Annotated in this window: 19 protein-coding genes; 12 read left to right on the forward strand and 7 right to left on the reverse strand. The window is 67.8% G+C overall.

The window, feature by feature from the left end; genetic code table 11:
• Positions 1-167: 167 nt before the first annotated feature.
• Entirely contained in the window at positions 168-1,985 is a 1,818-nt protein-coding gene (locus DBZ45_RS00950) for a bifunctional 3'-5' exonuclease/DNA polymerase (protein WP_111902113.1), read from the reverse strand.
• Positions 1,986-2,191: 206 nt separating this feature from the next.
• Between DBZ45_RS00950 and ssd the strand changes: the two genes are divergently transcribed.
• The 7 genes from ssd to DBZ45_RS00985 all read left to right on the forward strand — a co-directional run bounded on the left by ssd (position 2,192) and on the right by DBZ45_RS00985 (position 7,780).
• Positions 2,192-3,502 (forward strand): septum site-determining protein Ssd, encoded by a 1,311-nt coding sequence (gene ssd / locus DBZ45_RS00955; protein ID WP_317616938.1) that lies wholly within the window; start codon positions 2,192-2,194, stop codon positions 3,500-3,502.
• A complete protein-coding gene (locus tag DBZ45_RS00960) occupies positions 3,499-4,860 on the forward strand; it encodes a TadA family conjugal transfer-associated ATPase (RefSeq protein ID WP_111902114.1) in 1,362 nt (453 codons plus the stop codon). Before ssd ends, DBZ45_RS00960 begins: the two co-directional genes overlap by 4 nt.
• Before the next feature lie 194 nt (positions 4,861-5,054).
• Positions 5,055-5,660 carry a hypothetical protein gene (locus DBZ45_RS00965; protein ID WP_440130483.1) on the forward strand — a complete coding sequence of 202 codons (606 nt, stop codon included), beginning with the start codon at positions 5,055-5,057 and terminating at the stop codon, positions 5,658-5,660.
• A 43-nt stretch (positions 5,661-5,703) separates the two neighbouring features.
• Positions 5,704-6,318 carry a type II secretion system F family protein gene (locus DBZ45_RS00970; protein ID WP_111902116.1) on the forward strand — a complete coding sequence of 205 codons (615 nt, stop codon included), beginning with the start codon at positions 5,704-5,706 and terminating at the stop codon, positions 6,316-6,318.
• Between the two features lie 264 nt (positions 6,319-6,582).
• Positions 6,583-6,870: a DUF4244 domain-containing protein gene (locus DBZ45_RS00975; protein WP_111902117.1), complete on the forward strand. Its 288-nt coding sequence runs from the start codon at positions 6,583-6,585 to the stop codon at positions 6,868-6,870.
• A gap of 110 nt (positions 6,871-6,980) precedes the next feature.
• The gene (locus DBZ45_RS00980; RefSeq protein ID WP_223256862.1) at positions 6,981-7,388 is read left to right on the forward strand and encodes a TadE family type IV pilus minor pilin; all 408 of its coding nucleotides are present in this window, start codon (positions 6,981-6,983) and stop codon (positions 7,386-7,388) included.
• A complete protein-coding gene (locus DBZ45_RS00985; protein ID WP_440130484.1) occupies positions 7,376-7,780 on the forward strand; it encodes an Rv3654c family TadE-like protein in 405 nt (134 codons plus the stop codon). Before DBZ45_RS00980 ends, DBZ45_RS00985 begins: the two co-directional genes overlap by 13 nt.
• 37 nt (positions 7,781-7,817) lie before the next feature.
• Here the strand turns inward: DBZ45_RS00985 and DBZ45_RS00990 are convergent, their stop codons facing one another.
• Both DBZ45_RS00990 and DBZ45_RS00995 read right to left on the reverse strand, forming a co-directional pair.
• Positions 7,818-10,214, reverse strand: coding sequence for a DEAD/DEAH box helicase (locus DBZ45_RS00990; protein ID WP_111902119.1), 2,397 nt, complete (start codon positions 10,212-10,214; stop codon positions 7,818-7,820).
• Positions 10,215-10,356: 142 nt separating this feature from the next.
• Positions 10,357-11,049: a GNAT family N-acetyltransferase gene (locus tag DBZ45_RS00995; protein WP_111902120.1), complete on the reverse strand. Its 693-nt coding sequence runs from the start codon at positions 11,047-11,049 to the stop codon at positions 10,357-10,359.
• Between the two features lie 124 nt (positions 11,050-11,173).
• On the opposite strand from DBZ45_RS00995, the gene trhO reads away from it, so the two are divergent.
• Positions 11,174-12,067, forward strand: coding sequence for an oxygen-dependent tRNA uridine(34) hydroxylase TrhO (gene trhO / locus DBZ45_RS01000; RefSeq protein WP_111902121.1), 894 nt, complete (start codon positions 11,174-11,176; stop codon positions 12,065-12,067).
• A 29-nt stretch (positions 12,068-12,096) separates the two neighbouring features.
• Here trhO and DBZ45_RS01005 read toward each other — a convergent pair whose 3' ends face one another.
• From DBZ45_RS01005 to DBZ45_RS01015, 3 genes are all read right to left on the reverse strand, one after another.
• A complete protein-coding gene (locus DBZ45_RS01005) occupies positions 12,097-12,660 on the reverse strand; it encodes a hypothetical protein (RefSeq protein ID WP_111902122.1) in 564 nt (187 codons plus the stop codon).
• A 122-nt stretch (positions 12,661-12,782) separates the two neighbouring features.
• Positions 12,783-13,226, reverse strand: a complete 444-nt coding sequence (locus DBZ45_RS01010) for a hypothetical protein (RefSeq protein WP_111902123.1) — start codon at positions 13,224-13,226, stop codon at positions 12,783-12,785.
• Between the two features lie 10 nt (positions 13,227-13,236).
• On the reverse strand, positions 13,237-13,827 hold the full coding sequence (locus tag DBZ45_RS01015; protein ID WP_111902124.1) for a hypothetical protein: 591 nt from the start codon (positions 13,825-13,827) through the stop codon (positions 13,237-13,239).
• Between the two features lie 146 nt (positions 13,828-13,973).
• On the opposite strand from DBZ45_RS01015, the gene DBZ45_RS01020 reads away from it, so the two are divergent.
• Positions 13,974-15,593: a DUF7059 domain-containing protein gene (locus DBZ45_RS01020; protein ID WP_111902125.1), complete on the forward strand. Its 1,620-nt coding sequence runs from the start codon at positions 13,974-13,976 to the stop codon at positions 15,591-15,593.
• 110 nt (positions 15,594-15,703) lie between these two features.
• On the opposite strand, the gene DBZ45_RS01025 is transcribed toward DBZ45_RS01020, so the two are convergent.
• On the reverse strand, positions 15,704-16,021 hold the full coding sequence (locus tag DBZ45_RS01025) for a hypothetical protein (RefSeq protein ID WP_111902126.1): 318 nt from the start codon (positions 16,019-16,021) through the stop codon (positions 15,704-15,706).
• A gap of 185 nt (positions 16,022-16,206) precedes the next feature.
• Here DBZ45_RS01025 and DBZ45_RS01030 point away from each other — a divergent pair, with 185 nt between their 5' ends.
• The 3 genes from DBZ45_RS01030 to DBZ45_RS01040 all read left to right on the forward strand — a co-directional run bounded on the left by DBZ45_RS01030 (position 16,207) and on the right by DBZ45_RS01040 (position 20,273).
• Entirely contained in the window at positions 16,207-16,875 is a 669-nt protein-coding gene (locus DBZ45_RS01030; protein WP_111902127.1) for an ArsR/SmtB family transcription factor, read from the forward strand.
• Positions 16,876-17,049: 174 nt separating this feature from the next.
• Positions 17,050-19,773 carry a type I DNA topoisomerase gene (gene topA / locus DBZ45_RS01035; RefSeq protein ID WP_111902128.1) on the forward strand — a complete coding sequence of 908 codons (2,724 nt, stop codon included), beginning with the start codon at positions 17,050-17,052 and terminating at the stop codon, positions 19,771-19,773.
• A 50-nt stretch (positions 19,774-19,823) separates the two neighbouring features.
• Positions 19,824-20,273 carry an SseB family protein gene (locus tag DBZ45_RS01040; RefSeq protein ID WP_111902129.1) on the forward strand — a complete coding sequence of 150 codons (450 nt, stop codon included), beginning with the start codon at positions 19,824-19,826 and terminating at the stop codon, positions 20,271-20,273.
• The last annotated feature ends 48 nt before the right edge of the window (positions 20,274-20,321 follow it).

The following is a 20,321-nucleotide window of genomic DNA, read 5'->3' on the forward strand; positions in this document are numbered from 1 at the left end:
GGAAGGGCTAGTCTGCGGCCACCAAGTAGGCCCGGGCGGGGCCGAACGACGCCGTCGTGGGGCACTTTGGTGGTGTCGCCGTCGTGAATTACGACGGCGGCCGGCGAGTCGCGCGTCAAAGTGCCCCGTTTCGGTCTGGTCGATTCTCCGGGACTGAGCGTCGGCAGCTACTTTGCGTTGTCGTAGGAATCGACGACGGCGACGCTCACCGGGAATTCGACCGGAATGGGGCCAAAGAGCAGCTCCTTGGCGGCGTTGGCGGCGTCCTCGACGGCGCGGATGCAGGCGTCCACGGCGGAGTCGGGGGCGTGGACCATCACCTCGTCGTGCAGGAAAAAGACGAGTTCCCCGGTGACTGAACCGTCGGCACGCATGGTGCGCAGCCGGCGTCGTAATTCTGCCAGCCAGCATGCCGCCCAATCTGCCGCGGAACCCTGGACAACGAAGTTCCGGGTGCATCGTCCGCGGGAACGCGCGATTGAGTCCGCGCGGCGCTGTTCCTCTGCCGAGGTGGAGCGCTGGCTGAGGAACCACCGTTCAGACGGCGGCGGGCTGCTGCGCCCCAGGCGCGAGGTGACCGTCCTGCCGGCTTCGCCGTCGCGGGCGGCGCGCTCGACGAAGCCCACCGCACGGGGGTAGATCCTGGCCAGCTGCGGCATCAGCCGGCCCGCCTCCCCGGAGGTGGCGCCGTACATCGCGCCCAGCAGGGCCATCTTTGCCTTGGCCCGGTCGCCGCCGAAGCCCTTGGCAGCGATTCCCGCGTAGAGATCCTGGTCCCGGGCGGCTTCGGCCATGGACGAATCCTGCGCGAGCGCGGCGAGAACACGGGGTTCCAGCTGGGAGGCGTCGGCCACGATAAGCTTATGCCCCGGGTCTGCGTGCACGGCGCCGCGGACCTGGCGGGGGATTTGCAGTGCCCCGCCACCGCGTGACGCCCAGCGGCCCGAGACCACTCCGCCCACCACGTATTCGGGCCGGAACCTCCCGTTCCGCACCCAGGCGTCCAGCCACGCCCAGCCGTTGGCGGTGTGCAGCCGTGACAGTTTCTTATAGGCCAGCAGGGGCGCGATGGCCGGGTGGCTGGATCCCTTCAGCTCCCATTGCCGGGTGGACTTCACCTCGATGCCGTTGCGGTGCAGGGCTCGCATCAGCTCCTGCGGCGAGTCCGGGTTCAGCGACGGCGCGTTTAGCAGGCCCCGGAGTTCGGTGTTCAGGGCCTCGAGTTTGGCCGGGCGGTGCCCAAGTGGGGGCCGGGAACCCAGGTGCTCCGCGAGGATCTGTTCGTGCAGCTCCTCGCGCCAAGGCACGCCGGCATGCTGCATTTCGGCCGCGACTAAGGCGCTAGCCGACTCGGCGGCGAGGAGGAGCTGGAGCCGCTGCCGCCGGTTGCCGTCACCTGCGGTGTCTGGTTCGCCGGCGGCTGCGAGGGCCTCCTGCTGGGCTGCATATTCGGCGCGCAGCTCGGCCAGGGTCTGCCGCGGTTGGGCTGCCGTGCCCGGGTCGTCGAAGAGGGCTCCCTGGTCCGCGGGCGGAGGGGGCGGCTGGAGCAGCCGGGGCGGCTGCAGCTCGTCGTCCTGGGTGAGTTTCTCAGCGTTTCCCGCGTACGGAGTGTGGGCCGTGAACTCGGAATGAGCCAAAATGGCGCCGCACAGCGAGAGGTCGTAGCAGCGTTCCACGTCGACGCCCGCCGCCAGCAGCGACGGGTACCAGTCCTGGGTGCGGTGCCAGATCCAGCGCGGGCGGCGCTTCTCGAGCTCGCGGACGAGGGCGGCTAGCCCGGTGCCGCTGCCGGGTGCGGTTTGCGCTCCGGTCTGCGGGTCGGTTCGGGGTGCGGTCTGGGGCGCTGCGGGTGGCCGGGCTTCCTGGTGGGCTCGCGGACACAGGCTCACGACCCGTGGCTCCGGATTGGCCGGGTGGGGGAGGCCCTCGGCCGTAAGTTCCTGAATGGCTGCGCCGTCGGGGTGGGCGGCGAGCAACAGATACATATGTCTAATTCTGCCTTGTCGCCACGCTGTTGGCGCCGTGCATAGCGTCTCGTGTGCCACCGGACTGTCCGCGCCGCCCCCGCTCCTGTCCTCTGCCTCTGACATCCACGGGAGCCGGGCTTTCCTCGTCCGAGTCGAGGGCTGGTTTTTCCACATACACTCACTCGTCTCTAACGGGCAGCCGGTCCTTTGGGCACAGTTGCTGCATGAGCAGGCATCACGCCCGGAACCGGCGACTCCCATCAGACCCGGACACCGCGCTGCCGGATGCTGCGCCGCCAGAGGCCAAGCCGCCCGGTGCTGCGGCGCCTGGTGCCGACGGTCTTTGGGCAGGGCCGGCGCGCGGCTTCCCGGATGGACCCTCACCGGCGCCTTGGAGCAGCCGGCGGCCAGCGGCCCAGCCCAGACCGGCGCAGGTGGAGTCACTGACCGGCACTGAACCCGGAACCTGGCTCCCCGCTGACGGCGGCGACGTCCTGCTGGTCACGGCATTTGAGTTCCTGCGGGGTGAAGTGCAGCGGATTGTTGCAGCCGCCGGAGGGCGGCTCCGGGTGGTGGACGACGTTGTGGAGGCCGCGCCATTCTGGGATTCCGCCGCCGACGTCCTGGTAGGCAGCGATGTCCGTGAACTGCCGCCCCGGCGCCGTGCCCCCGCCGTCCTCGTCGGGCTGAGCGGGGAAGGGGATACTCTCTGGCATCTGGGAGCCGCCTTGGGGGCACAACGCGTCGCCGTTCTTCCCGACGCCGCCGCGTGGCTGGCCGAGTACCTCAGCCGGTCACGTTCACCGGAGGCAGGAGGCCTGGTGCTCGGCATCACCGGGGGCTGCGGAGGGGCAGGCGCCACCACTGCGGCGGCGTGGCTCGCGCAGGCCGCAGCTGAACTCGGTGCCCGGGTCCTGCTCGTCGACGCCGATCCCTGGGGCGGCGGACTCGAACTGGCCCTGGCCGCGGAGGAGTCCCCCGGTCTCCGCTGGCCGGACCTGGCCGATGCCAGTGGCAGCATTGACCCGCAGCAGCTCGCGGACGCCTTACCCGTCGCCGGAGGGTTCTCATTTTTGTCCTGGCCCGGAAGCAGGGAACGGCCGCCGCTCGTGGACCCGGTTACCGTGGGAAACGTCCTCGACGCCGCGCGGCGGGGCTACGAGGTGGTGGTTGTCGATATCGGCCGCAACGCCGAGCCGCTGCGCACGTTCGCCTGGGATTGCGACCGCCTCCTCGTCGTCGTACCGGCCCAGCTGAAGGCTGCAGTCGCCGCCGCACGGCTGCTGCAGGAACTTCCTCCGGTCGAATCGGCCCTGGTCATCAGGGGAAAGGCCGGGGTTGCTCTTGACGCCGCGCTGGTGGCCGAGTCCGTGGGGCTCCCCTTGCACGGAGTGATGCCGGAGGTGCGGGGGACGGCCTCGGCCACTGAACTGGGCCGCCTGCTCGACCAGGGCAGGCGTAAGACTGTTCGGCGTTTCGCCTCGTCTGTGCTGGGCCTCCTCGCCGGCGACCTGCAGGCCGGGGACCTCCAGTGAGCGCTCATCTGGGAGTGCCCCCGGCCGGTGCCGATGCCGGCGGCCGCGCCGCCCCCGGTTTTCCTGGTGCATCGGTTTCCCGCGCCGCGCTCGCGGAGACTGCCGGGCGGCGGCGTGCGGCCCGGGTCCTGGACGCAGGGCTTCTTGAGACCGTCCGTGAGTCGGTCATGGCCGACGCCGGGCCGGTGACCCCGTCGCGGGTGGCGGCTGCGGTGCAGGCCACCGGGAAGCTGCTCGGCACAGCTGGTTCCCTCGCCGCCGCTGAACGCATCAGTGCTGAGCTCAATGGCCTCGGGCCGCTGCAGCACCTCGTCCGGGACCCGTCGGTCACGGACATCTTCGTGAACGCCCCGGACTCCGTCTGGCTGGACAGGGGCCGCGGCATCGAACGGACATCCGTAACCTTCGCGGGGGAAGCCCAGCTCAGGGCCCTTGCCGCCAGGCTGGTGGCATCGGGCGGCAGGCGGCTGGACGACGGATCGCCGTGCGTGGATGTGCGGCTCGCGGGCGGCTACCGGGTCCATGCGGTCCTGCCGCCCATCTCGGCGGCCGGCACGCTGCTCAGCATCAGGATTCGGCGGGAACAGGTTTTCACCCTGGACGAGCTCCGGGACGGGGGGATGTTTGGGGCGCTGGTTCAATGCGTTCTGGAACGCATGGTGGAGCAGCGGCTGAGCTTCCTGGTCAGCGGGGCAACCGGCTCCGGAAAGACGACCCTCCTGTCCACCCTGCTGGGGCTCTGCCATCCGGGGGAGCGGCTGGTCCTGATCGAGGACGCCTCGGAGCTGAACCCGGTGCACCCGCACGTGGTCTCGCTGGAGTCGCGGCACGGCAACCTCGAGGGAGGTGGCGCCGTGGACCTCGGGGAACTCGTTCGCCAGGCCCTGAGGATGCGGCCGGACCGCCTGATTGTGGGAGAGTGCCGTGGTGCCGAGGTGCGCGAACTCCTGACCGCCATGAACACGGGCCACACCGGAGGCGGCGGCACCATCCACGCCAACGCCGCAGGTGCGGTTCCGGCCCGGCTCACCGCTCTCGGAGCCCTTGCCGGGCTTGGGCAGGATGCGGTCCGGCTGCAGGTCGCCAGTGCCCTTGATGTGGTGGTGCATGTGGCCCGGTCGAGGCAGGGACGTTATGTCGCGTGCATCGGCGTCCTGGCGGAGCGGCCGGGTGGCCTCGACGTCGCCGTGGCCCTGGACGTTTCAGCCGGCAGGCCGGTTCCCGGGCCGGCGTGGGAGATCCTTGCCCAGCGCCTGGCACTCGATCCGGGCTTGGCGCTGGATCCGGGCTTAGCCCTGGAGGCAGGCGCGGTCCCCGTTGCCGGCCTGGCCCGCGACTCCGTCCCCGGTGCGTCGTGACCGTGGTCTTTGTTGGCATGCTGGCGCTTGCCGCGTGGCTGATCCTGACCCCCGGGCGTGGGCCACTTCGGCGCGCACGCAGCGCCTTCGGCCCGGGTGGCGCAACACACGGCCGTGTTCGCCGCGGTGGCAGGCCTGCCACGACGGGACGGGGCGGGTTGGGCCCCGCCCGGGGCCGCCGCAAGGAGACCACCGTGTCCCTGACAGTTGTGGTTCAGCAGCTGGCGGCCCTGCTGAAGGGTGGCCGATCTCCTTCGCGCCTGTGGGACGAACTGTGGCAGCTTTACGTGGAGCAGGCGTCCGCAGATGACGATGCACGGCAACCACGGCTCAGCCCCGGATCGGCAGCAGTACTCTCTGCCGCCCGGGGAGCGGCCGTGCGGGGAGCGCCGGTGGCGGACGCAATACGGTCAGCAAGTTCGCCCGCCCGTCATGGAGCCGGTGGCCGAGAGCCGCGGATCTGGGCTGAGTTGGCAGCCTGCTTCGACATAGCGGCCGCCAGCGGCTGCGCGCTGGCTGACGTCCTGACGCGCTTTGCGGCTCAGCTGGAGGTTGAGGACGACGCTGAAGCAGCCCGGCAGACAGCGCTCGCCGGACCGAAGGCGACGGTGGCACTGCTGACCTGGCTCCCTCTGCTGGGACTGGGACTGGGTGTCTGCCTAGGCGTGGACCCGCTGGCGATGTTGCTGGGCACGCCGTTCGGGATGGCGGCGCTGGTCGCGGGCATCGGACTGACCGTTGCCGGCCGCGTTTGGTCCGCGAGGCTTGTCCGGGCAGCGGCCGGCGAGGCTGCGTCATGATGACCCGCCAGGCGGCCCGCCGCTGTACCGCCGGACCTGCCCGATGAGCGGATCAGTTCTGGCTGCTGCCCTTATCTTCCTGGCACTGGCTGCCGCCGCAGGCCTCGCTTTTAGTCGAACCGCCCACGGCAGATCAGGGCTCCTCCGCAAGCGCGGCGGGTCGACGGGCGACGGTATTGCGAATGGGGACGATGACACCCAAGATCGGGCAGGGCAGTCCCCGGGATTGCGGGATATCGCCATGATGCTCGAGCTGATTGCCGCCATGCTCCATTCGGGTGCGGGTATTGGACGAGCCTTGGAACTGGTGGCCGCCGCGGCCGCACCCGAGTACGTCCGCGCCCTGCGGCCGGTAGTAGGAGCCATGGCCATTGGTGCCGACTGGGAGACGGCATGGCGGAGTTCGGACGTGCGCTCGCCGGAAATACTGGCCCTGCGCGACGCCTTGGGCTTCGCCGCGCTGACTGGTGCGCCATCGTCGTCCATCCTTTATGCCCAGGCCGCCAGGATGAGGCGGGAACGCTTCCGGGCCGCGGAGAAGCGCGCGGCCTCCCTTGGAGTGAAGCTGGTGGTTCCGCTGGGGCTGTGTTCGCTGCCGGCCTTCATTTGCCTCGGAGTCGTTCCAGTGCTGCTCGCCCTGATCCCTTCGGGCAGCTGAGTCCCCTCAGGCAGCTGAGTCTTTTCGCGCAGCGAAGCCCGGCTGGATGTAGCGCTGCCCTGCATCACCGCTGCCTCGTATTTGGACGCTGCCGGGCGGGCAGACTGCCCGTGCGGCCGCCGCGGATACACCGGTACTTTCCCTCCACAAGCGGCCGATCTGGTCTCTTTTCCACTTAGGCAAGATCAACCCTTACCGGTCCGGGCGGCGCACGGGAGAGTCGAATGCACCGGCAACTCGCCGGAACTCCAGAAAGGAAAATTCATGTCCCTCAACCACCACACCACGGGTGAAGCCGCCCGGCCCTTGCGCAAGGACTCCGAAGAAGCCGATGTGCTGGAGATCTACCCGGGAGCCAGCATGGCCCCGCGGGTGAAGCCACGGCCACGCAGGCGCCTTACAGGCTCGGAAGCCGGCATGGCGACTGCCGAATATGCCATCGCCACGCTGGCGGCAGTAGGCTTCGCCGGGATCCTGGTGTTCATCCTGCGAAGCGACGAAGTCCGTGGCTTCCTGCTCAACCTGATCCGTACGGCGCTGGCCCTGCCGTGACACCCGCTCCGCAGACCCTTACGGCGGCCGGACTTGTGTCCCGCCGGCAGCACAGGAACCCAACCGGAGATGAAACCGGCAGCCGCGGCCAGGGGAAGGCCCGCGGCGCGGTGACCGCTGAGTTTGCGGTCGCGCTTCCGGCGGTCCTGCTGCTTCTGGCCATGCTGCTGGCGGGGTCTGCGGCGGGGATCACTCAGCTGCGGCTGGAGGATGCGGCCCGGGCCGGCGCCAGGGCACTCGCGAGGGGTGAGGATCCCGATGCCGTCGACGGTATTGTCCGGAAGCTGGCAGGCCCGTCGGCCTCGTCGGCAGTGGTGCCCGGCGGCGAATGGATGAGCGTCACAGTGTCCGACCGGGCCGCGGGACCATTGGGCCGCATGGTGCCGTGGACGCTGACCGCCAGGGCCGAGGCCCGCAGCGAAACGGCATCATCGGCCCCGCCTCCCGGAACTGTGCAGGCGGTGCGGGCGGCACCGGCAGAGCTTGGTCACGGTGTTCCTGCCGGGTGGCTCCTGTGAACCGGCGGCACAAACGGCGCCTCGGCCAGCGCAGGAATCCGGTGCTGGAAGTCGGATCCGAACGCGGATCTGGCACCGTCCTGGCCGCGGGGCTCGGCATGGTGCTTGTCATGGTCATGTCACTGCTCCTCCTGCTGGCGCAGGCGTCGGCGGCGGCGTCCAGGGCCGCCGCCGCGGCCGACCTCGCCGCTTTGGCCGCGGCTGACGCGCTCCGCGGCGTTTCAGCGGGAGAGCCCTGCCTCGTGGCTGCCGCGGTGGCTGCCCGCCACAAAGCAAAGCTCACCAGCTGCACCCCGGGAGGCGACCAGTCCGTCGAAGTCAGCACCGAGCTGACTGCCGGGCCCCTCCTCGGCGTCGCCACCGGCCGTGCCAGGGCGGGACCGCCGCCCTAACTTAGGCGCCGTTCGTTACCCTGACCGTGTTCCTTCCCTAGACCGCGTTGGGTGCCGCCGCGTCCGCCCAGAAATCCTGTGGCGCTGCCGCGTCCCGCGCGTCCTTCAGCAGGACACCGATCAGCGTGACAGCTGCGTCCTTGTCCAACGGGTTGTTTTTGTTGCCGCATTTCGGTGACTGGACACAGGAGGGGCAACCTGATTCGCACTCGCAGGCCTCGATCGCGTCGCGCGTGGCCGAGAGCCACACCTTGGCTTTCTCGAAGCCCCGCTCGGCAAAGCCAGCACCGCCTGGGTGCCCGTCGTACACGAAAATCGTCGGCACACCGGTGTCGGCATGGATTGCGGTCGAAACCCCGCCGATGTCCCAGCGGTCGCTCGAGGCAACCAGTGGCAGCAGTCCGATGGCGGCGTGCTCGGCCGCGTGGAGGGCTCCGGGGAACTGCGCTTCGATGAGTCCGGCGCCTGTGAGTGACCGGTTCTCCACCACAAACCACACGGCCTTCGTAAACAGGTCCCTGGCTCCCAGTTCGAGGGGTTCCTCGCCCAGGACTTCATTAGAGATCAGGGCCTTCCGCTGAAAGGAAACTACCTGCGTTGTGACCTTGACGTCGCCGAAGTGCACGGTGACATCACCCCACTGCTCCGTCCGCTGGGTCTCGAGTACCTCAATCTGCGTGATGTCCCGGGCAGTCGTGTAGTAGTCGGGGTTGGCCCGGCGTACCACCACGCAGTGATCGTCCTCGTTGAGGTCCTCCACCACGTAGCTGGCGCCCTGATGGACGTACACGGCCCCCGTGTGGGCCTGGTAGTGCGTCTGCGGCGAATCCATGGTTCCCAGCAGCGAACCCGTGTCGGCATCCACGATGCTCACCGGCCCGCCGCCGTCGGCGCGCAGGTTCACCATTGCGGCCGCGCTCTGCGGGTGGGTCCAGAACCAGCCGGCCGGGCGCCGCCGCAGGTACCCCTGCGCCACCAGCTGCCCGAGGAGTTTCTCTGCTGTGGCTCCGAACAGCGGCAGCTCGGCCACGCCGAGCGGGAGCTCAGCGGCCGCCGCACAGAGGTGCGGGCCCAGGACATAGGGGTTGGACGGATCAAATACAGTCGCCTCAACGGACACATCGAAGATGGCTTCAGGATGATTGACCAAGTAGGTGTCCAGCGGATCATCGCTGGCCACGAAGGCGGCGATGGCGTCCTGTCCGGCACGGCCCGCCCGGCCGATCTGCTGGAAAAGGGACGCCCTGGTGCCGGGCCAGCCGGCCACCAGCACTGCGTCCAGCCCTGAGATGTCGATGCCCAGTTCGAGGGCCGAAGTACTCGAAATGCCCAGCAACTGCCCGGTCCGCAGCGCCCTTTCCAAGGCGCGGCGTTCCTCGGGGAGGTACCCGGAGCGGTAAGCTGCCACCCGTTGCGGCAGGCTTGGGTCGACTTCGTCCAGGAGCCGCTTGGTGATGGAAGAGATGGTTTCGGCGCCGCGCCTGGATTTGATGAAGGCGATGGTGCGGACCCGTGACGAGACAAGGTTCGCGAGAAGGTCCGCGGTCTCGGCCACCGCCGTCCGGCGTTCCTTGGCCCCGTTTTCGCCGCGCACCTCGGTGAGTGCGGGTTCCCAGAACGCCACCGTCGTCGACCCGTGGGGCGAGGAGTCTTCCGAGACTGCCTGGACGGCGGCGCCAATGAGCCGGCCAAAGGACTTTTCCGGTTCGGAAGCGGTGGCGGACGCCGCGAGGAACACCGGTCCGGCGGAGTTGCCATCGGCCGCGTAGTAAGCGCAGATGCGCCGCAGCCTGCGCATCAGGTTGGCCACGTGGGAGCCGAAGACACCACGGTAGCTGTGCGCCTCGTCCACGATCACGTAGCGCAGGCGGCGGAAGAACCCCGCCCACCAGGCATGGTTCGGCAGGATGCCGAAGTGCAGCATGTCGGGGTTGGCCAGAATGAAGTTTGCGTGGTCGCGGATCCAGCGGCGGGAGGCCTGGTCGGTGTCGCCGTCGTAGGTTTCAGCCCGGACGGTGGGCAGGTTTAGGGACCGGATGGCCGCGAGCTGGTCAGCAGCCAGCGCCTTGGTGGGGGAGAGGTAAAGCGTCACCGCACCGTCGTCGTGGATTTTTCCGGGATCCGACACGACGCGTAGTTCTGACCGGTGAATCGCATCCAGCGCCGGAAGCTGGTAGGCCAGGGATTTCCCGGACGCCGTCCCGGTTGCAATCACCACGTGTCCGCCGCCGTGGGCAATGTCCGCCGCCTGGATCTGATGCCGGTAGGGCTGGTGGATGCCGAGTTTCCCGTAGGCCGTGACAAGGTCCGGGTGAGCCCAGGCCGGCCACGGTTCGTGCACGGCGTTGCGGGCCGGGATGGTGCGGACATGCCGAAGCTGCTCCGGGTCCGGGCCACGGCCCAGCAACGGAATCAGCGAGTCATGGGGGTTCACCCCAACATTGTTTCATCCGGGCAAAAATCGCCCGCACGGAACAGCGAACCGGCCCGGAACAGCCAACGGGCACGGACCAGCGAACCGGCGCACGCCTGCTTGGCCCGGGACGGAACCCGGCAGGGGCATACGCAGGGGAGGGTCAGACCACGGAGAGGTCGGAGCCCTCATCGGAGGCAGAGAGCATCAGGACGTGGCACACCGAGGACCAGCCCAGATGTGAGTACAGCTTTTGCCCGTCCAGAGAGGCCAGCAGGAGGCCGTCCTCCACGTCGTGCGAAAACGCCTGCGCCGCCAGCGCCTTCATGATGAAGCTGCCCAGGCCCCGGCGCTGGAAGGAGGGTTCGGTGACGATCTTGTCGAACACCGCGGTGCCGTTGATGACCACCACGCGGCCGCTTACGGCCAGCGTGTCACCGGATCTCACTTCGGCAAAGTGGACCCCGTCGGACTCCCACGTTTTCAGGGACAGGTCGTCGTCCGAGAGCCACGGGTCCTCGGAATCCTGGGTTTCCATATCCACGACCATCATGGTCTGGGATGCGGACGTGGCGTTGAGGTTGTGTTGTTCAGCCAGGAGCTTGTAGCGTCCCACATCATTGGTCAGGATGGTCAGGACCCGCTTGGGGGCCTCGGCAGTCTTTGCCGCCAGGTCTGCGAATTCGGCGTCCGTCGGATCAGAGGCGAAGTATTCCCAGTCCCCGGTGGTGTCCGCACGCAGGGCGGCGGGGAACCGTCCCTCGGTACGCGTCTCATAGCCCCGGCAACCAGCCCAACCGGCTACCCAGACTTCAAGCAGATGAGTGATGTCTCCAACCATGGCTTCTGGCGTCATGTGATGAGAGTATTCCAGCGCTGTCATAAGCAACAGGGCTTGGGCGCTTGCTTATGCAATTGTGATAGGAGGCTCTTCCCGGGTCCGAATCCGTCCCCTGCGGCCACCAAGTACCCTTAAATACGTGGCTTTGAACCGAATCGTACTCTTTTATGGCTTTACTCCCATCGCAGACCCGGACGCTGTCCGGCTCTGGCAGCGTGCCCTGTGCGAAAAGCTCGGCCTGACCGGACGGATCCTCATCTCCAAGGACGGCATCAACGCCACCGTCGGCGGGGAGATCGGGGCCGTCAAGCAGTACGTGAAAACCACCCGTGAATACCGGGGCTTCCACGGTATCGACGTCAAGTGGTCCGACGGCGGTGCGGAGGACTTCCCACGCCTGAGCGTCAAGGTCCGCGACGAGATCGTCTCGTTCGGTGCGCCCGGCGAACTGAAGGTGGACGATAACGGCGTCGTGGGAGGCGGGACGCATCTGCAGCCCGAGGAACTCCACGAACTCGTCGACGCGCGGAAGGCCAGCGGCCAGGAAGTCGTGTTTTTTGACGGCCGCAACGCCTTTGAAGCGCAGATCGGCAAGTTCAAGGACGCCGTTGTCCCTGACGTCGCCACCACCCACGACTTCATCACCGAGCTCGACTCCGGCAAGTACGACCACCTCAAGGACCAGCCCGTCGTCACGTATTGCACCGGAGGCATCCGCTGCGAGGTGCTGTCCAGCCTTATGGTGAACCGCGGCTTCAAAGAGGTGTACCAGCTGGACGGCGGCATCGTGCGCTACGGAGAAAAGTTCAAGGACCAGGGCCTCTGGGAAGGCTCGCTGTACGTCTTCGACAAGCGCATGCACCTCGAATTCAGCGAGGATGCCAAGACCATCGGCGAGTGCGTCCGGTGCCAGGCGCCCACGAGCAAGTTCGAGAACTGCTCTAACCCGAGCTGCCGCACGCTCACCCTTTACTGCGCCGCGTGCGCGGCCAACCCCGAGACGCTGCGCTGCCCGGACGGCTGCGCCGCCTGAACTGCAGGGACGGCTGGAAGGCCGTTCAGTCAGATGCGGCTGATCCGGTAGGCGAAATTGGCGTCCGAGCGCACCTCCACCGTCACCCGAAGCACGGAGTCCTTGGACAGGTGCACCACATTGACGCGGGACGTGCCGCAGCGGAGGCTCAGGTCAACCAGAGCGAACTCGGCGTCGCGGACTGTGAATGAGACCCGGCGCTCGCTGCGGCAGGCGAGGGTGAGGGAGTACGTGCCGCTCGGCAGCTGGCCGGTGGACTCCGTCTTGCTGTGTCCCCCCTCAACGCTGCCGTAGTTCGTACTGAAAACCTGTCCCTCAGCGTCAGGCATGACCTCCTTCGCCCAATCCGTGAGCTCCTCGCCCGACACCGGCTCGTTCTCCAGCGGGTCCCGGGGCAACACTGGATCCGTCACCACAGGGCTGGCATCTGGAAGTTCGCCCCGGCCGTCGTCATAGCTGTATTCACAGCCGCCGAGGACCACGGCAATCAGCACAAGGAAAAGCACGACGGCGGCTGTCGGCGCCCGCAGCCAAAGCGTGCGTTGCGCCCGCCCCAGGAAACGACGCGCGGAGGCCATCCGCACCGTGGGCATATCCCGACTTTAGGCCTGCCGGAGGCGCCGGTACAGATGGCAATCCGCCGCGATGAAAAATTATGCCGGGCCGTCCCGGAGCTGGGGCGTCCATGCGGCCCTGCTGCCGACCTTGGCCCGAACTAGCGCGCTGGAACCAGATGGTAGGCGTACAGGAGCGGCGCGTCCACGCTGGAGGCGCTGATTTCCATCCGCCCGGCCTTCGGTACCGTGATATCCGCGGTTTCCCGGCTGCCGTTGCAGGCTGCTCCGGCTTCCGCCAGCTCGTTGCCGGCGAGCGTCACCGCGAAGAACGCCTTCCCGCCGCCGTCGCAGGTAATGGTCAGCGTGTAGTCGCCCGCCGGGACGCTGGCCGCCGCCTGGATGATCCGGTCCCGGTTGAGGATCTTGCCGGAATCCTCCAGCACTGCTTGGCCGTCGGAGGGCAGGGCGGTGGCCCGCCACTGCGGAACATCGGCATTTTCGATCGACACCACGGGGGAGCAGGCAGCAGTTGCCAGCAGTATGACGGCGGACGCGGCCGCCCCACCCAGGGCACGGGAAATCAGTGGAGAACGGTCAGGCATGACTTCAAACTTACCCGTTTGAGGTGCCGCCGGTTGACCTCCCTCTGCTCCCGATCCGCCGCGCGGCCACAAAAGAGACAAGTCTGTCTGCCTCTGCCAGGACTTTGGCCGTGCCTGCGGAGGACGACAGCACCCGCTCGCCCCGGGACTCCAGGGTCACGGGGATGACCGTGCGCCGCGCAGCGCCGGGCGGCCCCGCAGTTTGGTGAGGTGGGGGCTGTGGTTCCGGCCCCTGCGGTTCCGGGGGTGGGGGTTTCGCGGCCTCGCGACTGGCGCTCTCCTCGGACAGGGTCAGGGCATCGATCTTGGCACCGCCGATTTTGTCCAGCATCTCGTAGTCCTCGTCCGTGCACAGATCGCTGGCCGCCAGATGCTTCAGTGCGACCAGGCCCACGATTGCCCTGCTGAAATCGCGGTCCATGGCAAGGTCGATGGCCCACTGGGTCCGTTTCCACCACTGGTCCCGCCGGTCCGCCTGGCGGCGCTGGGCGAGCGTGCGGCAGGCGATCCAGGCAGCAATGACGGCGGCCAGCAGCGGTGCGAATGCCGCCGCGTACCGCAACCCATCGGGATCAGCCGCCACTGCCTGTGTTCCGAGCATGGCCCAACTGTAGCTTCACGCCCCGACAATAATCAGTCGCGGAATAGTCAGGCACCCTACGCCTTGCCCGGGTCCTCGGCATGCTGCGGCCGGCGGAGCCGGGAGGGTCGGGGCACACGGTCATGGCCGGGAAATAGACTTGGCCGGTGACCGAACCAACGCACTTCACCGCCGGCAACACTCCCGACGCACCGCGCAGCGACCAGCCCGACCTCCTGCATGCCCTGGCCTCAGACCTCCGCGACGTCGGCTACACCCTGGAAGGCGTGGCAGATCTGCTGGGGGACTCGGCCTACGCGGCCCTTAACCGGGACCAGCTCATCCCGGCACTGATCGCGACTGAAGCAGCAGCCGCCGGCGAGCCGGGCACCGCGGCGCTGGCCGCCGTCGTGCGTTTCTGGCTTCTGGCCGTTCCGCAGGAAGCGGAGGTGCTCGACGCCGCGCTGCCGCGGACGCGCGCCGAAGGCCTGGTGGCCCTTGGCCTGGCGAAAACCACCGGGACCGAGGTGGCCGCGGAAGCGGATCTGCGCCCCTACGGCTGGGAGTCGGGCGGCAATGGCGGCGTCGAAATCTGGGTGGCCAGCGACCTCGCGGCGCACCAGCGGCCCGGCGTCCTCCGGCACGACCACGTCCTGGGCATCGGGCAGGCATCCACCACCCTTGTTCAGACGACCATCCGACGCCCTGCCGAAAGAGCACTGGACCTGGGCACCGGCTGCGGCATCCAGAGCTTCCACCTCCTGCAGCACAGCGCCCATGTCACCGCCACTGACATCTCGAAGCGTGCCCTTGCGTTCACGCGCTTCAACCTCCTGCTCAATGCCGAGGCCCTAAAGATCGACCCGGCAAGGCCGGAAGAGCGGGTCAGCCTGCGGATCGGATCGCTCCTCGAGCCTATTGCCGGCGAGGCCTTTGACCTCGTCGTGTCCAATCCGCCCTTCGTCATCACACCGCGCACTGCAGGGGAGGCCGCGGTGGACCAGTTCACCTACCGCGACGGCGGCCTGCCGGGGGACGACATCGTCGCGTCGCTCATCCGCTCCATGCCCGAGGTGCTCGCGCCGGGCGGAACGGCCCAGCTTTTGGGTAACTGGGAAATCCCGGACGGCTCGGCATGGGATGAGCGGCCGCAAAGCTGGGCCGGTCCGGATACGGACGCCTGGTTCATCCAGCGCGAACAGGTGGGGCCGGAGCAGTACGCCGAGACCTGGCTGCAGGATGCCTCCGAAACCCGGGACCGCCGGCACTACCAGGAGGCCTATGCCGCGTACCTGGCGGACTTCGCGTCGCGGAATGTCGGCGGGATCGGCTTCGGCATGGTCTTCCTGCGCCGGCCGGTGGGTGAACGGCGGATCCGCCGGTTCGAGGAGATCACCTATCCGATTGAACAGCCCGTCGGCCCCCACCTGGCGGCAGCGGTGGAACGGGCCGACTGGCTGGCGGACCACGACGTGTCCGCGGCCCACCTTCTTGTGGCCGAGGACGTCACCGAGGAGCGGCACCAGCGCCCCGGCGCGGAACACCCCGGCGTCATCCTGCTGCGCCAGGGAGCCGGCCTCCGCCGCACCAACCTGCTGAGCACCGAACTGGCGGGCTTTGTCTCCGCGTGCGACGGCGACCTGACCGCCGGGCAGATTATCGGCGCCCTTGAGGCGCTGCTGGGCGGAACGGAGGGATTCGACGGCGAGACCTTCCGGGCTGCTCTGCTCACCGAAGTGGCCAACCTCGTCCGGGACGGATTCCTGCTGCCGGCTTCTCCGGACTGACGTCGGTCCCATAGCGCGAACGGACAGTTGCGGCCCCGGATCTCAACGGATCCGGGGCCGCAACTGTCCGTTCGCGCCGTACTTTTCGCGCTGGGAGCGCCGAGACGCTTTCAGTTAATCAGGGCACGGCCCATCCCGGGAGCAGGGACGTCGATGGTGAAGCCGCACATGCAGCGGTAGGTCACGGCGTCGGCGGTGCCCACGGCCTTCATGGAGCGGATCAGGCGCTGGCCGTCCACCCTGATGGCCATTTCCAGGGAGAACTCCTGATCCAGGCGCTTCATGGACCGCCGGCAGTGCCGCGGGGTGCCCGTTCCCGCCGACAGCAGGGAGCTGTCGGTGGCCGCGCCCGTGTCCAGGCTTGAGCCTGTCCGTTCTCCGGCGGACTGGGCTGCCGGCATCAAAGCGTCTTCGTCGAGGGTAATCATGGTCATCCTTTGGGCTTCTCACGGGGCTGCCAACGCTGGCGGCCCCGCCGCGAACTGCTTGCGGGAGGTCTGTTTACGCATGTAAGCAAAGCATGCTTAGTATTTCCGGGGCAAGCCGGCGGGACATGGACAGTGGTTATCAAGCATTTGTTTCAGAGCTCCCTGGTGCTGCGTAAACTGATGAAGTGAGTACTGACACGCCGTCCCCGGGACCGGCGCCTGAGGCCGCGCCGCGCCGCAGGAACCGGCCGGAAAAGAAAGTGGAAATCACCGACCCCAAGGCGATCCGGGCCCTGGCCCATGCCGCCCGCCTGGAGGTCATCTCCGAGCTGTACTCCACGCAGTCCAGCCGCACGGCCACGGAACTTGCCCAGCAGACCGGGCTCACCCCCAGCGCGATGAGCTACCACCTGCGGGCACTGCAGAAGTGGGGCATCGTGGTCCCGGCCGAGGCGTCGGCCGACGCCCGCGAACGCCGGTGGAAGGCGGCGGGCACGGATTTTGCGATCAACTCCGGCGGGGCGGTGGCCGGTCCGGACTTCGCGGTGATCGATCTCGAACTGGACGCATTCCGGCGCCGCGCCAGATCCTATGCCCGGACCCGCGACGAACAGCGCGAACGCGGTGAGTCCGCCGAGCCGGCGTCGGCCGTGCTGCTCGCCAACAACCTTCTCTATCTGACCGCCGAGCAGCGCAGCGAACTGACGGAAAGGGTCTTTGAGCTGCTCCGGAACTACGAGCTGGAGGATCCAAACTGCATTCCACCGGGCGCCGAGCGGATTGCCACCATGTGGTCAATGATTCCGGACGACCGCACCCTGCCAGGGGCCTCAGGCGGCCAGGGCGGCACCTGACCGGCGCGGCGGACGGGCGTGGGCTGGCCGTCGGGAACCCGCCCGGTCGGCCGGTATCCACAGCCGTGACGGGCGCCACCGTTTTCCACATGACAGCGCAGAATTCTGCAAAATATGGTGAACTAGGCCAGTATGGGCTGATCTGCCCGAGCAATCTTTTTCTGTAGGAGCACTGTGCCAAGCAAGGCCAAAACCGGCAAGAAACTCGTGATCGTGGAGTCTCCGGCCAAGAGCAAGACCATCGCCAAGTATCTGGGCGAGGGCTTCATCGTTGAGGCCTCCATCGGTCACATCCGCGACCTGCCGCAGCCGTCCGAGCTCCCCGCGGACCTGAAGAAAACCTCCCTGGGCAAGTTCGCCGTCGACGTCGAGAACGACTTCAAGCCCTATTACGTGGTCTCCCCGGACAAGAAGAAAAAGGTGGCCGAGCTCAAGGCCCAGCTCAAAGACGCCGACGCGCTCTATCTCGCAACCGATGGGGACCGCGAGGGCGAAGCCATCGCGTGGCACCTCCTGGAGGTCCTGAAGCCCAAGGTCCCCGTGTACCGGATGACCTTCGGCGAAATCACCAAGGAAGCCATCCACCGCGCCATGGACAACCTGCGCGACGTCGATGCCGCCCTGGTTGATGCGCAGGAAACCCGCCGCATCCTGGACCGCCTCTACGGCTACGAGATCTCTCCGGTGCTGTGGCGCAAGGTGGCGCGCGGACTGTCCGCCGGCCGCGTGCAGTCCGTGGTCACGCGCATGGTGGTGGACCGCGAACGCGAGCGCATGGCGTTCAGGTCCGCGTCCTACTGGGACCTGACCGGGCAGTTTGGTGCCGACGCCGGCTCCTTCAAAGCCAAACTCGCCGCCGTTGACGGCGCCAAGGTGGCCACGGGGCGGGACTTTAACGACGACGGCGAACTCACCTCGCGCAATGTTGCGCACCTCAACGAGGAGCTAGCCACCTCGCTGGCCGCCGCCCTGCAGGACGCCGACTTCAGGGTCCGCTCCGTGGACACCAAACCGTACACGCGCCGCCCCGCCGCGCCCTTCACCACCTCCACGCTGCAGCAGGAGGCCGGCCGCAAGCTGCGGTTCTCGTCCAAGAGCACCATGCAGATCGCCCAGCGGCTGTATGAGAACGGCTACATCACCTATATGCGTACGGACTCCTCGGCCCTGAGCGACGAGGCCGTCACGGCCGCGCGCCGGCAGGCTGCCGAGCTGTACGGTCCTGAATACGTTCCGCAGTCACCGCGGGTCTACACCAGCAAGGCCGCCAACGCGCAGGAGGCCCACGAGGCCATCCGTCCCGCCGGTGACTCGTTCCGCACTCCGGCCCAGGTGGCCAAGCAGCTCAGCGGCGACGAATTCCGCCTGTATGAGCTGATCTGGAAGCGCACCGTCGCCTCCCAGATGGGCGACGCCAAGGGATCCACCGCCACCATCCGGCTGGGCGCAGTGGCCGCCGACGGCCGCGACGCCGAGTTCTCCGCCTCCGGTACGGTCATCACGTTCCCCGGCTTCCTGGCCGCCTATGAAGAGGGCAAGGACGAAAGCCGCGGCGACGACGACTCCGACGAGGCCCGGCGCCTTCCGAACGTCGCCAAGGGTGACGGCCTGACCGCCTCGGAGATCATCGCCGTCGGCCACGAGACCTCGCCGCCGCCGCGCTACACGGAAGCTTCCCTGACCGCCGAGCTGGAAAAGAAGGGCATCGGACGCCCGTCCACTTATGCCTCCACCATCTCCACCATCCAGGACCGCGGCTACGTGCGGAAACAGGGCTCGGCGCTGGTGCCGAGCTGGATCGCGTTCTCCGTGGTGCGGCTCCTTGAACAGCACTTCACGGACTATGTGGACTACGAGTTCACGGCCGACATGGAAGGCGACCTGGACAAGATCGCCAACGGCCAGGCCGTGGGTGCCGCCTGGCTCAAGCACTTCTACTACGGTGAAGACGCCGACCCCGGCCTGCTGAGCATCGTGAACAACCTGGGCGAGATCGACGCCCGCGAGATCAATTCCGTGCCCATCGCAGACGGCATCACGCTGCGCGTCGGCAAATTCGGTCCGTACCTGGAGAGCTCCCTGCCCACGGTCGACCCGAAGACCGGCGAAGTGGTGGAGTCCGCCCGCGCCAACGTGCCGGAAGACCTCGCTCCGGATGAGCTCACTGCGCAGAAGGCAGTGGAGCTCATGGAAACGGCCGCCCCTGAGGAACGGGTCCTGGGCGCCGATCCCCACACCGGCCACACGGTTGTTGCCAAGAATGGCCGGTACGGCGCCTACGTCACCGAGGTCATCCCGGAGATGACCGAGGAACAGCTGGCCAACCAGCCCGTGGAGTACTACAAGAACGGCAAGCCCAAGCCGCCGAAGAAGCCCGTCAAGGCCAAGCCGCGGACCGGATCGCTGTTCAAGTCCATGACCGTGGACTCTGTCACGCTCGACGAGGCGCTGCAGCTCATGAGCCTTCCCCGGGTGCTCGGAGAGGATGCCGAGGGCAACCCAGTCACGGTGCAGAACGGCCGCTTCGGCCCGTACCTGAAGAAGGGCACGGACTCACGGTCCATCGGCTCCGAAGAGGAAATCTTCACCATCACGCTGGAGCAGGCGCTGGAGATCTACTCCCAGCCCAAGCAGCGCGGTGCCCGCGCCGCCGTGCCGCCGCTGGCCGAGTTCGGTCCGGATCCGGTGTCGGAGAAGAACATCGTGGTGAAGGAGGGCCGCTTCGGTCCGTACATCACCGACGGCATCACGAACATCACCGTCCCCCGCGACACGTCGCTGGAGGAACTGACCCGGGAACGCGCCGTCGAACTCCTCGCCGAAAAGCGGGCAAAGGGCCCGGTCAAACGCGCCACCACGCGCAAGGCCCCGGCGAGGAAGGCTGCAGCGAAGAAGTAGGGGGACCTGCGGGAATTGCGCCGTGCCGTGCAACGTGGTCGAGTAGATGCATGACTGAACAGCCGGAACCCGCAGACACCACCCCGCTGAACGACCTTGAGGAAAAGCTGGCCCAGGGCGGCCAGCCGGACGCCGATCCGGTGGACGTCATCCTGTCGTTCCTCAACAACGAGGTCTACATCGTCAGTTCCGACGCGCTCGAGGGCGAGGATTCCCAGGTTGAGCCGCTGGTGCTGGGCAACGCTGACGGCCAGCCGGTCCTGGCGGTGTTCTCGCACCCCAGCCGCGTGGACTCGCAGTACCTGGAGGCGGCTCCGAACGTGCTGGGCACGCAGGGCGCCGCAATCATCGCCAACATTGGCGATGAGCTGGGAATGGTCATTAACCCGGGTGCGGCCTACGGCTTCGAGATCAATCCCGAGGGCATCGCCAACATCAAGCGCGACTTCAAGCGCGCCGACGAAGTGGACCCCAACCCCGCGGGCCTTGAGGGCGAGTAACCCCGCGCGGCCGTCCGCGGACTCAAGCCCGCAATGTAGGCGGCGGGT

This window comes from Arthrobacter globiformis (genome assembly GCF_003261175.1).
GTDB classification, from domain to species: Bacteria; Actinomycetota; Actinomycetes; order Actinomycetales; family Micrococcaceae; genus Arthrobacter; species Arthrobacter globiformis_A.

Coding starts and splice junctions, on each gene's coding strand:
- DBZ45_RS00950 (WP_111902113.1), bottom strand. CDS start 1,985: ATGTATCTGTTGCTCGCCGCCCACCCCGACGGCGCAGCCATTCAGGAA.
- ssd (WP_317616938.1), top strand. CDS start 2,192: ATGAGCAGGCATCACGCCCGGAACCGGCGACTCCCATCAGACCCGGAC.
- DBZ45_RS00970 (WP_111902116.1), top strand. CDS start 5,704: ATGAGCGGATCAGTTCTGGCTGCTGCCCTTATCTTCCTGGCACTGGCT.
- DBZ45_RS00975 (WP_111902117.1), top strand. CDS start 6,583: ATGTCCCTCAACCACCACACCACGGGTGAAGCCGCCCGGCCCTTGCGC.
- DBZ45_RS00995 (WP_111902120.1), bottom strand. CDS start 11,049: ATGACGCCAGAAGCCATGGTTGGAGACATCACTCATCTGCTTGAAGTC.
- DBZ45_RS01005 (WP_111902122.1), bottom strand. CDS start 12,660: ATGCCCACGGTGCGGATGGCCTCCGCGCGTCGTTTCCTGGGGCGGGCG.
- DBZ45_RS01010 (WP_111902123.1), bottom strand. CDS start 13,226: ATGCCTGACCGTTCTCCACTGATTTCCCGTGCCCTGGGTGGGGCGGCC.
- DBZ45_RS01015 (WP_111902124.1), bottom strand. CDS start 13,827: ATGCTCGGAACACAGGCAGTGGCGGCTGATCCCGATGGGTTGCGGTAC.
- DBZ45_RS01025 (WP_111902126.1), bottom strand. CDS start 16,021: ATGATTACCCTCGACGAAGACGCTTTGATGCCGGCAGCCCAGTCCGCC.
- DBZ45_RS01040 (WP_111902129.1), top strand. CDS start 19,824: ATGACTGAACAGCCGGAACCCGCAGACACCACCCCGCTGAACGACCTT.